Annotated in this window: 13 protein-coding genes; 4 read left to right on the top strand and 9 right to left on the bottom strand. The window is 59.3% G+C overall.

Annotation, left to right across the window (positions count from 1 at the left end):
• Positions 1–126: 126 nt before the first annotated feature.
• Entirely contained in the window at positions 127–1845 is a 1719-nt protein-coding gene (gene metG, locus ACR0M2_RS01725) for a methionine--tRNA ligase (RefSeq protein WP_170409518.1), read from the bottom strand.
• A 254-nt stretch (positions 1846–2099) separates the two neighbouring features.
• Here metG and ACR0M2_RS01720 point away from each other — a divergent pair, with 254 nt between their 5' ends.
• Both ACR0M2_RS01720 and ACR0M2_RS01715 read left to right on the top strand, forming a co-directional pair.
• Positions 2100–2816, top strand: coding sequence for an OB-fold-containig protein (locus ACR0M2_RS01720; protein ID WP_170348442.1), 717 nt, complete (start codon positions 2100–2102; stop codon positions 2814–2816).
• A gap of 32 nt (positions 2817–2848) precedes the next feature.
• On the top strand, positions 2849–4522 hold the full coding sequence (locus ACR0M2_RS01715; RefSeq protein ID WP_480703888.1) for a flotillin family protein: 1674 nt from the start codon (positions 2849–2851) through the stop codon (positions 4520–4522).
• 30 nt (positions 4523–4552) lie between these two features.
• Here ACR0M2_RS01715 and ACR0M2_RS01710 read toward each other — a convergent pair whose 3' ends face one another.
• The 7 genes from ACR0M2_RS01710 to ACR0M2_RS01680 all read right to left on the bottom strand — a co-directional run bounded on the left by ACR0M2_RS01710 (position 4553) and on the right by ACR0M2_RS01680 (position 11489).
• On the bottom strand, positions 4553–5773 hold the full coding sequence (locus ACR0M2_RS01710; RefSeq protein WP_170348444.1) for an MFS transporter: 1221 nt from the start codon (positions 5771–5773) through the stop codon (positions 4553–4555).
• Positions 5774–5843: 70 nt separating this feature from the next.
• Positions 5844–6440, bottom strand: a complete 597-nt coding sequence (locus tag ACR0M2_RS01705; RefSeq protein WP_480703887.1) for a YceI family protein — start codon at positions 6438–6440, stop codon at positions 5844–5846.
• Positions 6437–7651, bottom strand: a complete 1215-nt coding sequence (locus ACR0M2_RS01700; RefSeq protein WP_170358083.1) for an MFS transporter — start codon at positions 7649–7651, stop codon at positions 6437–6439. Before ACR0M2_RS01700 ends, ACR0M2_RS01705 begins: the two co-directional genes overlap by 4 nt.
• Positions 7652–7715: 64 nt before the next feature.
• Positions 7716–8336: an ImuA family protein gene (locus ACR0M2_RS01695; protein WP_170348447.1), complete on the bottom strand. Its 621-nt coding sequence runs from the start codon at positions 8334–8336 to the stop codon at positions 7716–7718.
• A gap of 59 nt (positions 8337–8395) precedes the next feature.
• Complete coding sequence (locus tag ACR0M2_RS01690; protein WP_170348448.1) at positions 8396–8977, bottom strand: retropepsin-like aspartic protease family protein; 582 nt, start codon at positions 8975–8977, stop codon at positions 8396–8398.
• A 41-nt stretch (positions 8978–9018) separates the two neighbouring features.
• Positions 9019–9639, bottom strand: a complete 621-nt coding sequence (locus ACR0M2_RS01685; RefSeq protein ID WP_170348449.1) for a MarC family protein — start codon at positions 9637–9639, stop codon at positions 9019–9021.
• A complete protein-coding gene (locus ACR0M2_RS01680; protein WP_480703886.1) occupies positions 9636–11489 on the bottom strand; it encodes an ABC-F family ATP-binding cassette domain-containing protein in 1854 nt (617 codons plus the stop codon). The genes ACR0M2_RS01685 and ACR0M2_RS01680 overlap by 4 nt, the downstream gene beginning before the upstream one ends.
• Before the next feature lie 104 nt (positions 11490–11593).
• On the opposite strand from ACR0M2_RS01680, the gene ACR0M2_RS01675 reads away from it, so the two are divergent.
• Both ACR0M2_RS01675 and ndk read left to right on the top strand, forming a co-directional pair.
• A complete protein-coding gene (locus ACR0M2_RS01675; RefSeq protein WP_480704213.1) occupies positions 11594–12796 on the top strand; it encodes a multidrug effflux MFS transporter in 1203 nt (400 codons plus the stop codon).
• 102 nt (positions 12797–12898) lie between these two features.
• A complete protein-coding gene (ndk, locus tag ACR0M2_RS01670; RefSeq protein WP_008757405.1) occupies positions 12899–13321 on the top strand; it encodes a nucleoside-diphosphate kinase in 423 nt (140 codons plus the stop codon).
• A gap of 53 nt (positions 13322–13374) precedes the next feature.
• Here the strand turns inward: ndk and ACR0M2_RS01665 are convergent, their stop codons facing one another.
• Positions 13375–13722: a TfoX/Sxy family protein gene (locus tag ACR0M2_RS01665; RefSeq protein ID WP_170505042.1), complete on the bottom strand. Its 348-nt coding sequence runs from the start codon at positions 13720–13722 to the stop codon at positions 13375–13377.
• Positions 13723–14032: the final 310 nt, after the last annotated feature.

Genomic DNA, 14032 nt, shown 5'->3' with positions numbered 1-14032 from the left:
GGGAATTTTCTCGTCAACAGGCCGACTTAGGCCGATTTGCCTGTGGTCGCATGGCTGGCTTCAGTTGAGACAACGGAAAACGGGGACCGTTTGGCCCCCGTTTCCAATTTCAGATGTTGCATCAGATCATTCGCGCGCGCCGGCGAACCGGTTTTCCCAATCTTCGCGCTGTTCGTCAGTGATTTTGGCGAACAGCACGTCTGGTACCGTAAAGGCATGCCCAGCGGGCAGTGCGTTCAGCGCAGCCGCAATATCGTCGGGCCAGCTGGTGTCCAGAGTATTCATCGCGCTCAGCATCCGGGCCGACGTTTCGGGGATGAAGGGGGCGCTGAGAACAGCATACAGGCGGATCAGGTTCAACCCCAGACGTACCTGAGCTGCGGCCTGTTCCGGATCTTCTTTGAAGGTTGACCAAGGGGCAGCGGCCTGTAGATATTCGTTGCCCGCGACCCAAATCGCCCGCAATTCCTGCGCGGATTTGCGAACCTCCATCGCCTCCATATGTCCTTCATAGGCCCGAACGCGTTTTGTGAGATCGTCAATCAGGGTCTTTTCACGTTCACCAAAACTACCGCCCTCTGGCACGGCCTCAGAGAATTTAGACCGGCAGAATTTGGTGATCCGGCTGACAAAGTTGCCCAGTACATCCGCAAGGTCTTTGTTCACAGATTGCTGGAAGTTCTCCCACGTGAACTCGCTGTCGCTGCTTTCGGGCGCATGGCTCAGCAGCCACCAGCGCCAGTAATCAGCGGGCAGAATCTCAAGCGCCTGATCCATGAAGACGCCGCGGCCCTGAGAGGTCGAGAACTGGCCGCCGTCATAGTTCAGGTAGTTGAACGATTTCAGGTGGTCGACCATCTTCCACGGCTCACCCGAACCCAGAATGGTGGCCGGGAAGGACAGCGTATGGAAGGGCACGTTGTCCTTGCCCATGAACTGCACATAGCGCACGTCATCCGCGCCCTTGTCGGTGCGCCACCAGCGCTGCCAATCGGCGTCGGCTTTGCCGTTTGCGTCGGCCCATTCCTTGGCGCAGGCGATGTATTCGATGGGCGCGTCGAACCAGACATAGAAGACTTTACCCTCCATCCCCGGCCAGTCCTGATCACCTTTCTTGACCGGTACGCCCCAATCCAGATCACGGGTGATGCCGCGATCTTGCAGACCGTCGCCATCGTGTAGCCATTTCTTGGCGATGGAGGTCGTCAGGATCGGCCAGTCGGTCTTGCTGTCAATCCAGGCGTCCAGTTGATCCTTCATGGCCGACTGACGCAGATACAGGTGCTTGGTTTCGCGCACCTCCAAATCGGTAGAACCGCTGATCGCACTGCGCGGCTCAATCAGGTCGGTCGGGTCCAGCTGCTTGGTGCAGTTTTCACACTGGTCGCCGCGCGCGCGCTCATAGCCGCAATTGGGGCAGGTGCCCTCGATATAACGGTCGGGCAGAAAGCGGCCATCGGCATTGGAATAAACCTGCTTTTCCGTGACTTCGCGGATCAGTCCGGCGTCATCCAGCTTACCTGCAAAATGCTGGGTCAGCTTCTTGTTCTGATCGCTGGACGAACGGCCAAAGTGATCGAAGCTCAGACCAAAGCGGTTGGCGATGTCGGCCTGAACGCCGTACATCTCGGCGCAATATTCGGCCACTGGTTTACCCGCCTTGGCGGCGGCCAGTTCGGCGGGGGTGCCGTGTTCATCCGTGGCGCACAGGAACATGACCTCATTTCCCCGGCCACGCTGATAACGCGCGTACAGATCGGCAGGCAATTGCGAGCCGATCAGATTGCCGAGGTGCTTGATCCCGTTGATGTAAGGGATCGCCGAGGTGATGAGAATCCGAGCCATTTTGCGTTTCCACGTATCTATCTGCGCGCCCGTCTACCTTATGTAACCGGCCAGCAAAACCCCGGGTTTCGCGCAGGGGCGATTTAAAACAACAACAACCCCGAAAATCCATCTGGCAGAGGAATGCGATTGCATCCGGCTGGTGGTCCACAATACCCCTAGGTTGAATAATGGAATCACGGCTACTTGAATTTGTGTTATCGCTACCTATCTAATGTATACAAAAGTATACACAAAATGAGGGCAGTCTACTGATGTTCGACTTTCTGCTTGAGGGTGCGTTTGTGCCCTTTACTCTGGCGCTTGCGCTTCTGTTCGGTCTTCTTGGGCTGGAACTGATCGCATTGGTTCTGGGCGGAAGTCTTATGGCAGGCGAGGCCGAGGTTGATCTGGATGTGGTTGACGGTCCCGATCTGGACATTGGTGATTTTGACCTGGATGTCGACGCAGATGTTGATCTGGGCGAATTCGAATTGGCCGAGGTTGAGGCGGACGCACCGGGCGCAGCCCCTTCGGGTCCGTTGGCGTGGCTTGGGATCGGCAAGGTGCCATTCATGATATGGCTGGCGGTTTTGCTGGCTGGATTCGGCCTGTCGGGAATTGGCCTGCAATTGGCGCTGCGCGATCTGCTGGGCTTTGACCTGCCAAGCTGGATGGCGGCACTTCCGGCCGGTGCCTTTGCCCTGTGGTTTGCGCGCGGCTTTGGTGGTGTCTTTGCCCGCTTGTTGCCGAAAACCGAGACCGAGGCAATGTCGGAACGCATGCTTGCACGCCGTCGTGGCTTGATCACGCAAGGAACGGCCTCGCGCGGGCGTCCGGCTGAGGTCCGCGTCACCGACCGTTTTGGAAACTCTCACTACCTTCGCGCGGAACCGCTGCAGGACAAGGATGCGCTGAAACAAGGCACCGAAGTGCTGGTTTTGCGTGACCGACGGCGTGACCGGTTCGTTCTGGTCGGCTTGTCAGACTAACAAAATTCAAACCCCAACCTGGAGGATTTAGCATGGAACTACCATTCCTGGCCGTCACAGTTGTGACCTTATTAGCAGTCGTTTTGTTCATCGGCCTTGTTCTTGGCCGTCTGTATCGCCGCGCGACCCGAGAGGTCAGTCTGGTGAAAACCGGGGCAGGTGGCAAGAAAGTCATCATGGATGGCGGCGTCATCATCGTACCGCTGCTGCACGAGGTCAGCCCGGTCAACATGAAGACCTTGCGCCTTGAAGTGCAGCGCAGCGGCGAAGCTGCTCTGATCACCAAGGACCGGATGCGTGTGGACGTTGGCGTGGAATTCTACGTCTCGGTCATGGCCACCGAAGAAGGTATTTCGCGCGCGGCTCAAACACTTGGTGGTCGCACTTTTGACGTCGAGCAACTGCGCGAGATGATCGAAGGTAAGCTGATCGACGGTCTGCGTGCTGTGGCCGCTCAAATGACCATGGACGGGCTGCACGAAAACCGCGCCGACTTTGTGCAAGAGGTGCAGAATGCGGTGTCTGAGGACTTGTTGAAAAACGGTCTGTCTTTGGAATCCGTCTCGCTGACCGCGCTGGACCAGACGCCGTTTGAGGCCTTGGACGAGAACAACGCGTTTAACGCGGTAGGTATGCGCAAACTGGCCGAGGTTATCGCCGTGTCCAAGAAAGAACGCGCGCAGATCGACGCTGAAGCTGAGGTTGAGGTCCGTCGTGCCGCGATGGAAGCGGAACGTCAGAAGCTGCTGATCGAGCAGGATGAAGCGCAGGCGCGGATCGAGCAGACGCAGAAGGTGGAAACCTTGCGCGTGGCACAAGAGGCTGAAATTGCGGCGCGAACCGAAGATTCGGTGCGTGAAACCGAACGCGCCCGGATTGCCCGTGAGGAAGCCATTCGTGCCGCCGAGATCGAGCGTGAGCGCAATATCCGTGATGCCGAAATTGCGAAAGAGCGGGAACTGGAAGTGGCTGAGCAAGAACGCCAGATCATCATCGCGCAGAAATCCGAAGAGGAAAGCCGCGCGCGTGCCTCTGCTGACTTGGCCCGTGCCGAGGCGACCAAGGCGACCGAAGCCGTGGCAACTGCTCGCGAGGTGGCCGAGGCCGAGCGTCAGAAGCAGATCGTACTGATCGAAGCCACGCGTGAAGCCGAACGTCAGGCCACCGCTATCCGTTTGGCCGCACAGGCCGAGAAAGAGGCCGCCGCCGACCGCGCCGAAGCCCGCCGCGAAGAAGCGCAGGCCGAAGCGGACGCGCTGAATATCCGCGCCGAGGCCAAGAAGAACGACATGCTGGCAGAAGCGGAAGGTAAGCGCGCGATTGTTGAGGCAGACAATGCCCTGTCGCCCGAACAGATCCGCATGAAGGTTGATCTGACCCGAATCGAAACCATGCCGTCGATCATCTCGGAAATGGTGAAGCCGGCTGAAAAGATCGACTCGATCAAGATCCATCAGGTCGGCGGCATCGGCGCTGCCAATGGAGGCGGGGTTGCAGATGGCGACAAGCCGGTGGTCAATCAGGCGCTGGATTCGATCATGGGTATGGCGGTGCAGATGCCCGCGCTCAAGAAGCTGGGTGAAGAACTTGGTTTGTCGATGGAGCAAGGCGTCGGTGGCGTTGTGAACGGCGCGCTGGAGCAGACGGTTGAACCCGCCAAAGTGGCCGAGGTGGTGGAAGACGAAACACCGCCGACACAGCAATAACCGAATAAGGGGCCGGGATTTCCCGGCCCTTTAATCTTCGCGCGACTTTTTCAACAACCGCCCGATGGTGAACGAAGTGCGTGGGGCGTAAACATAGTTGGTCCGCTCGTCCGGTGTTGGGCGGGACCGCATCCGGGCCAGGCCAAACACGATCAAAACCAGATGCCCGGCTGCCACAAAGGCAAACAGGGCACTTGGACCGAATTGCTGGATCAGGGTGGACGAAATGTAGGGCGAAGCAATAGCCCCCAGCGCGTACCAGAACATCAAAGCGGCTGATAATTCGACCCGTTCCTCGGTGGTAGCAAAGTCATTTGCGTGCGCCGATGACACCGAAAAGATCGGGAAAGTTGTCAGGCCAAAAATGGCAGCGGCCAGCATGACGCCCAAGGTGCCGGTTCCGCTGGCGGCCATTGTTACGCCACAGCTAAGCACGGCAGCACCGGACAACCAGATCAGTACCCAGCGCCGGTCGAATTTGTCGGCCAACCATCCCAGCGGATATTGCGCCAGCGCCCCACCCAGAACAAATGAGGCCAGGAAGAACGCGATCTGATCCACGCCTAGTCCGACCTCTTGCCCATAAACCGGACCGACCATTCGGAACGAGGCTGAGCTGAGCGCCGCAACAATCACACCTGCCACAGCAAGGGGCGAACTGCGCCAGGCCAGTTTGGGCCGCAAGCGGGGGGCGTTAGGTGTGATCGGCTGACTGGCGCGGGTCAGGGTCAGCGGCAGCAGGGCGGCACAGCACAAAATCGCCAACAGGTTATAAGACACGTATGAGGCGGGCGGCAGCACGGCGATGATCAACTGTGCCCCCAGTGACGCCCCCATATCCACGAACCGATAAGTTCCCATTGCCCGGCCACGGGTTTCGTTGGTGACCTTGGCGTTCAGCCAGGCCTCGATCACGGTATAGCAGCCCGCCACACAGGTGCCCGAAGCGATCCGCAATGCGGCCCATAGATAGGGGTTGTCGGTCAGGGTGTGCCCGATCAACCCCATTGCGCCCAAAGCCGTGCAGACCGCGAAGGCGCGAGAGTGGCCGACATTCCCCATCAGCCGCGGGGCCCACCAGCAACCAATGAAAAAGCCTAGGAAATGGGACGAGCCCAGCAGACCGATCTGCTCGGTCGTGAATTCCAGTGTAATGCCGGAAATGGCATCCAGCGGTCCGACACCGCCCGTGGAAAGCTGCAGCAGAATAACGGAAAGAAAGAGGGCGGCAAAAGAAATGATCGTACGCATGATGGGGGCACCTTGGCGGAATTTGACGGTGATGCGCGCGCCTAATCGACGCGGGCGCGTCGTTTTTTGCCTATTCGGCTTTTTTGATTTCAGCCCGGATGTCTAGCCCGACGGTGTCCTGTACCAGATCGGCATAGCCGGACGCCCCAAAGTCGTGACGGTTGAGCGAGCCGGTCAATTGGATCGAGAGCATATCCAGGATATTTGCGGCGCTGCCGGGCGGTCGGTGAAGGTTGGCTTGCAGGGTGATCGGGCGGGTGACGCCGCGCAGGGTCAGGTCTCCGGTAATCTCTGCCCCGCGCGAAATTCGACCGCCTTCTCCAAGCTGCACCTTGGTTGACGTAAAGTGAATGGATGGAGAGTTCTCAACGTCCAGCACCCCGGCGCTCAGCATTGCGGTTCGGGCAAAGGGCAATCTGGTGCGGGCTTCAGCCGCGTTCAGGGTCACGCTGACGCGGCTGTTGATCAGATTGCTCAGGTCGATCTGAATATCCGCCGACTGGATTGGCATGGTACCGGATTGTGCAAGGCCCGACAGATCAAAGGTAAAGTCGACGGATGTGCCCTGTGACAGCAGCTCGTATTGAGTAAGCGCAGCTTGGGCTGGACGCGCCATGGGCAAGGCGGCCAACCCGGCCAGAACGATGCGCCGGGACAGCAGGCTCATGCCAACGCCCCGTGCCCGCGAGGGCGCGAGCGGTGCAGCAGCACCAGCAGGATGGCGATGTTCAACCCGTTCCAAAGAAGGCCGTTGACGAAGGCCAACTGATAGCTTCCCGTCACGTCGTATATCCACCCGGACATCCAACCGCCCAAAGCCATACCCATGATGGTCATCATGAGGACGAACCCCACCCGTGCGCCGGCCTCTTTCGGGGGCATGTATTCGCGCACCACTAAGGCATAGCTGGGCACGATCCCACCTTGCGCCAGCCCGAACAGCATACTGATGACATAAAGCGAGACCATCCCATCATAGGGCAGGAATAGAAACAGGGCGATGCATTGCAGGGTAGAACCGATAAGCAAGGTCCTGATTCCACCCAACTTGTCGGCGACCAACCCCGAAACGATCCGGCTGAGGACGCCACCCAACAGCATTAGTGACAACATCTCGGCCCCGACCGCAGGGCCATAGCCCAGCCCGACGCAATAGGACACGATATGAACTTGTGGCATGGACATGGCTACGCAACAGCCGATCCCGGCCAGACCCAGGATGTATTGAAGGGTGCGCGGAGGTATTCCAACGCTGCGCGTATTAATTTGAGCAGTGGCTGCTGCAGTACTGTGGGCTTCGTCCGGAACCTTACGACCTAGTAGTAAGGAAAGAGGTATAACAACGATCAGTGTCACGATGGCCAATGTCAGATAGACTTGCTGCCACCCGTCTCGGGCTAGAATTCCGGCCAGCAGGGTGGGCCAGATGGCCCCAGACAGGTAGTTTCCGCTGGCGACCAGCGCGACGGCGATCCCGCGTCGCCGCATGAACCAATGGGAAATGTCCGCGATCAAGGGGCCAAACCCGATGGATGCGCCCAAGCCCATCAATAGATGCGCCACCGAGAGCATCAACATGTTCGGGGCCAATGTCGCCAATAGATAGCTGACTGCACTTAGCACAGAAGCCCCGATCAGCGCTTTGGTCACGCCCAGCCGATCCACCAGTTGCCCCAGCCACATATTACCCAACGCAAAGCCGATCATGGCGAGCGTGTAGGGCATCGACACTTCGGCTCTTCCGGCGTTGAACTGTACCTCGATGGCGGGCATCACCACGACCACCGCCCACATACCGGCATTCGCCACCATGGCGATGCCAAGCGTGATCAGAAGGCGAAGCCAGGAATATCGGCTGTCATGGATTGGATGGCTCATGCTGGCACGCTAGGTCGGGGGTCCGGCTTTTGCCAGTCACAAGTTGCGTGAACTGCGTGATGTGTCACACCAAAACATCTTCGGCTTCGGTCCGGGTCAGATTCAGCCCGGCGCGCGGTTTGATCTGGGTGGCGTGCCAACTGACCGGAGGCAGGGCGCGGGCGCGGCGGCGGGTCAGGGTCCAGCGGCGGGCCTCGCCCTGATGGTTCGCGGCCATGTGCCAGCGGGTCTCGACCCCCTGCGCGCCACCGTCGCCGGGCGTCAGCAGCAGCCCCAGCGGCGCCCGCCCCATCGTGCCACCCTGTTCAGCAGCCAGATGCATGCGCCGCACCGGCGTCAGCCCTGGTGCGCCCGGCAGGTCGCCGATGATCAGCGGAATGGCCCCGCTGCGCAGCGCCTCTTCCATGCACCACAGCAGGTCTTCGGCGCGGGTGGGGCGGACGAACAGGAACCGGGCAGGATCGGCAAAGGGCATCATCCCGTCCGGGTTCAATTGGCCGGACTCCCACGCTGGGGAAATCCACAGCACCGGCCCCTGCGCCTGACCGGCCAACCACATGGCAAAGCTGCGCCGGGCGGGGCCGCAGGCCTCGTGCACGCGGGCCAGTTGCAGAGTGATCTGAGGGTGTAGGGTCAGCCCCGGCGCCTCACGCGCAGGTTTGCGGCCAAGAAGGTTTGTAGACATGCCCGCAGCCTAGCATGTTCTTATTTTGTTCTCAATTCGGAAATGCCGCCGCAGACCCTTTAACGAGACAGGATCAGACGGCCATCCGCGAACTGGATATTCGAAAAGCGATGCAGATAATCCATGCCCAGCAGCGATTGGCGCAAATCGCCTTCGTTGACCCAGGCCGAGACGTTGTGATCGGTGATCGGCCCCAGCTCAAGGCTATCCAGCCGAACGGGTGCGGTGCGGACCTCTCCATTCGCGGTCGAGGCGCGGCCGAGATAGTTCAGTTGGTCAGGGTCAATACCAATGCGTCGGGCGTCCTGATCGCTCAGCACGATCTGGCTGGCACCGGTGTCGACAAGAAAGGTTATCGGCTCTCCGTTCACCACAACGGGCAGGTAATAATGGCCGTCACGTGCCCGAGGCACCGCGATCGTTTCGCCAGTGACAGTCATCTGCGGGGCAGGGCCAACGGTTGACCGGATGTCTTCCCACAGTCCGACAACGGCAATGGCACCGACGAAAATGAACACCCAGGCCATCGCCTGTTGCATGGTCTTGTTCAGAGACTGACGGTTCTGCGAGACGAACCACGCCACCACCGCCGCACCAAGCACGGCCAGATATACCAAACGTCCAATGCTGTCGCCGTCCATGCCGTACCCCTTACCACGCTTACTTTAATCTATATGGGGATTTACGACGCAAAACCAAAGGCCTTGAGCCCGTCCAAAATAAACTGAACCGACAGCGCCGCCAGCAGCATACCCAGCAGCCGGGTCAACACATTCAGCCCGGTTTTGCCCAATACACGTGCCACCGCCCCAGATGTCAGATACATCACAAAGACCATTGCCAACACGACCAGCATTACTCCGACGACCACGGCCAAGCCCTGAATACCGGGCTGCTGACCTGCCAGCAGGATCATGGTCGCAATCGAGCCGGGGCCAGCGATCAGTGGAATACCCAGCGGAAATACCGATGGATCCGGATGTTCCTCTTCCTCGGCACTGTTTTCCCGACGTTTGGTGCGGCGTTCAAACAGCATGTCGAGCGCGGTCAGAAACAACAGAACGCCCCCTGCGACGCGAAACGCTTCCATCGAGATGCCTACAAACCCCAGAAGGGCCTCACCGAAGGCGGCGAAGGCGGCCAAAATCACACCTGCTGTCAAACAGGCCCTGATCGCGATTGAGCGACGGGTGTGCCAGTCCATGCCCTGGGTCAACGCCACAAAGATAGGCGTTTGGGCCGGCGGGTCGAGGACCACGAAAAGCGTCGTGAACGCGGTGATAAGGAATGCGCTGTCTATCATGCTGCTGTTTCTGCCTGTTCAAGTCGTTCGGCGGCTGCCACCCACAAAGTCTCGGCCTTTTTCATGGCTTCAACCACTTCGGCAAATTTCCGATTCCAGGTTTCCAGATCGTTGATGCGGTCGTCTTCGTACAATGCTGGATCTGCTAGTTTTGCGGACAGTTTCTCATGCATGTCCGTCAGCTTTTCAATCCGGTCCTCGCATTTGCGCAGATCGGCGCGCAGGGCCTGCATCGTATCACGCGAAGGGCGTTTGGGTTTCGCTGCCTTGGGTTTCTCTTTGACCGGTTTGTCACGGGCCAGCAGCATGGCGCGATAAGCCTCAAGGTCTCCGTCAAAGGGTTTGACCGTTCCGTCCGAGACCAGCCAAAGCCGGTCCGCAACCAGTGACAGTAGATGCATATCGTGGCTGACCAGAACGACTGCGCCGGAGTATTCAGTCAGCGCCTCGACCAGCGCCTCGCGGCTTTCGATATCCAAGTGGTTGGTCGGTTCGTCCAAGATTAGCATATGAGGCGCTTCGATGGTTGCGATCAGCAACGACAAGCGGGCCTTTTGACCGCCCGAAAGGCGCCCAACCAGCGTTTCCGCCTGATCCGCGTTCAGCCCGAACCCGGCCAGACGCGAGCGCCACTTGCCCGGTGCCTCATCTGGGCGCAGACGGCGCAGGTGGTCCAGCGGCGTTTCGTCCACGTGCAGCTCATCCACCTGATGCTGTGCGAAATACCCGATGCGGAGTTTGTTGCTGCGGGTCATCTTCCCCGCCATCAGGGGTAGGCGGTCGGATAGCAGCTTGGATAGCGTCGATTTACCCTGACCGTTTTTACCTAACAACGCGATGCGGTCGTCCTGATCAATGCGCAAGTTCAGACGGCGCAGCACTTCGGTTTCGCCGTAGCCTGTCACACCGCCTTCGATCTGGATGATCGGGGGGGATAGTTCCTCGGGCTCAGGGAATGAAAACGCCCGCAAAGCGGCCTCTTGTGGGGTCGAGACCAGCTGGATGCGTTCGATCATCTTCAGGCGCGACTGGGCCTGAACGGCTTTGGATGCTTTGTACCGAAACCGGTCCACGAAGCTTTGCAGGTGAGCGATGCGGGCCTTGGCCTTGGCGTTCTCAGATTCCGCCTGGGCCAGTCGCTCCGCCCGGCGTTCAGCGAATTTGTCATAATGCACCGCGTAGTAGGTCAGTTTGCGGTCTTCCAGATGCAAGATCGAGCCCACCGCACGGTTCAGCAACCCGCGGTCGTGGCTGATGATGATCACCGTATGCGGATATTTCGCCAGATAGCTTTCCAGCCACAGTGCGCCTTCGAGGTCCAGATAGTTGGTCGGTTCGTCTAGCAGCAATAGGTCGGGCTGCGAAAACAACACCGCCGCCAGTGCCACACGCATCCGCCAACCGCCCGAGAAGTCGGAACAGGGGCGCAACTGATCTCCGTCATCGAATCCCAGACCCTTGAGGATCGAGGCCGCGCGGGACTCGGCAGACCACGCGTCGATATCCGCCAGCCGGGTCTGAATCTCGGCAATGCGCGCGGGGTCTTCCGCGCTGCCGGCCTCGGCCATTAGGGCGCTGCGTTCGGTGTCGGCGGCCAGAACCGTGTTGATCAGCGACACGTCGGACGAGGGGACCTCTTGCGCCACGCCGCCGATCCGTGCGCGTTTCGGCAACACGATATTGCCCGATTCCAGCGCCAACTCGCCCCGGATCAAGCGGAACAGAGTGGTCTTGCCAGTGCCGTTACGCCCCACCAGACCAACCTTGTGGCCATCGGGAATGGTGGCGCTGGCACCGTCAAACAGGGGGCGGCCTTCGACCGCATAGGTGATGTCTTCGATCCGTAACATGGGCCGCTCATAACAGAGCATGTCAGACGCCGCCAGCGGGTTGGCATGTTCATCGGTCAGCCTATGTGCTAGCGCTGGTCCGGTTGGATTTTGACGGTTTTAACATGCGCGCGGCTTCTTCGCCTCCCTCTCTGGTCACTTTGGTGTTCGCCACGGCGATTTCCGTGCTGACGTTGAATATGTTCCTGCCGTCGCTGGCCCGAATGGCCGGGGATTTTCAGGTCGACTATGCATTGGTGAACCTGTCGGTGGCCGGATATCTGGCGGTGTCTGCAGTATTGCAACTGATCATGGGGCCGCTGTCCGACCGATTTGGTCGCAGGCCCGTTTTGCTGATCTGTATGTCGGTCTTTGTTGTGGCCTCGGTTGGTTGCGTTTTGGCTGAATCAATCTGGGCCTTTCTGGGCTTTCGTCTGTTGCAGGCGGCTGTGGTTGCCGGGCCTGTTCTGTCGAACGCCGCAATCCGGGACATGTACCCGCCGAACGAGGCCGCCAGCAAACTGGGCTATGTGGCCATGGCGATGGCGCTGGCCCCGATGCTTGGGCCAATGCTAGGCGGTGCGCTGGACGGCCTGTTCGGCTGGCGGGCAGGCTTTGTTCTGTACTCGGGCTTAGGGGCGGGGATGCTCCTGTTGCTGTGGGTCGATATGGGTGAGACCAATACCAACCGTTCTTCAACCTTCGCGGCGCAGTTGCGTGAATACCCCCACCTTTTTCGTGCTCGCCGGTTCTGGGGTTATGCCTTGTGTGCATCGTTTTCGATCGGCGGGTTCTACAGTTTCATCACCGGCGCGCCCCTTGTCGCCGCTGCTTGGTTCGATCTAAGCCCCGCGATGTTGGGATTGGGGATCGGCATCATCACCGGTGGCTTCATGGTGGGGAATTTCATCACGGGTCGGATCGCCGCCAGAACACCACTGACAACCATGATCCTGATCGGACGCATCGTCGCGTCGACTGGGCCACTTTTGGGTCTTCTGCTGTTTCTTGCGGATCTGGGCTCGGTCTGGGTGTTCTTCGGATCGGCTATTTTTGTTGGCTTTGGCAACGGATTGACCAACGCCAATGCTTCGGCCGGTCTGATGTCTGTCCGGCCCAAACTGGCAGGCAGCGCCGCTGGCTTGTCAGGTGCAATGATCGTGGCGCTTGGGGCGATACTGACCTCGCTGACCGGGTTATGGGTCAGCCCCGACAACGGGCCGTTTCTGGTTTTGGGTATGATGTGGGCATGCAGCTTTGCCGGACTGTTGGCCGTGGTTTATGTGCGCTGGGTTGACCGTCAGGACCCACTGCCCGAGACGATCTGAGCCGCTGCACATCATAGTCCTTTTCATATCAGACAGACCGTGCTACGCGGCGCGCGATGGATTTCGGCGCGACCCCGCGCCTTATGTTAAGGAGAGGCCGACATGGCACTGGAACGCACATTCTCGATCATCAAACCTGATGCAACCCGCCGCAACCTGACTGGCAAGATCAACGCCAAGTTCGAAGAAGCCGGCCTGCGCATCGTTGCGCAAAAGCGCATCCACATGACCAAAGCTCAGGCTGGCAAGTTCTATGACGTGCATGCCGAGCGTCCGTTCTATGACGAACTGTGCGAATTCATGTCGTCGGCTCCGGTTGTTGTTCAGGTTCTGGAAGGCGAAGGCGCCATTGCAAAGAACCGCGAAGTCATGGGTGCAACCAACCCTGCAGACGCAGCCCCCGGCACCATCCGCGCCGAGTTTGCTGAATCGGTTGGTGAAAACTCGGTCCACGGTTCGGACGCTCCGGAAACTGCAGCGGTTGAAATCGCTTACTTCTTCTCGGGCATCGAACTGGTCGGCTAAGCCGCCGTCAGATCGGATTCTTGAGCCGCTCCCGTTTACGGGTGCGGCTCTTTTTATTTCGGCTTGAGGTCGTCGGCAGACACCCGCACACCGATTGCATCCAGATCCGAGATCATCTGGGTTTCAGGCATCGCGGTGACGCTGGCCTTAATGGCATCGAACCGCTGCCGCAGGGCCTTTTTCTCATCGCCCTTGCAATCGTTCCACGGGCGGCCCTGCAACCCCATGACCAGCACGTAATAGCCGATGAAATGCGGCTTGGTTCCTGTCTGCAAAAGCCGGGAATAGGCTTTATCGGGACCTAATTCGCGCAATTCCTGCGCCGAATGAATACCTGCACGGGCGCAGGCTTGTTCGTAAGCCGGGCCGAGGTTGCGGATTGAGGAGATAGGGTCGGACATGCGCCACTTTTAGCGGGGTGTTTAGGGGCTGTCGACCTGACGCACGGTCAGAAAGACATCAAGCTTGCCAGACGGAATAGTATGCGATTTCATGGCACCATGCTGTCATGAGGGTGCCGATGTTCAAGAACCGGGAGGCCGCTAAGAGACACGGCAAGAACCCGCGCTGGCAGTTCGATGGCACGGCGCTGCGAAGCCTTGATGCCTTGAAAACGAGGCGCGGGTGATGGGGCGGAAACGCAGGGTGTTCGTCCTTTCAGGCAAGTTCTACCAGGACGAATTCTCAGGGTTAGTTAAGGGGTTGACGATC

The sequence above is a fragment of the Ruegeria sp. BE10 genome (genome assembly GCF_056538905.1).
This window is presented reverse-complemented; position numbering and strand designations above follow the sequence as displayed.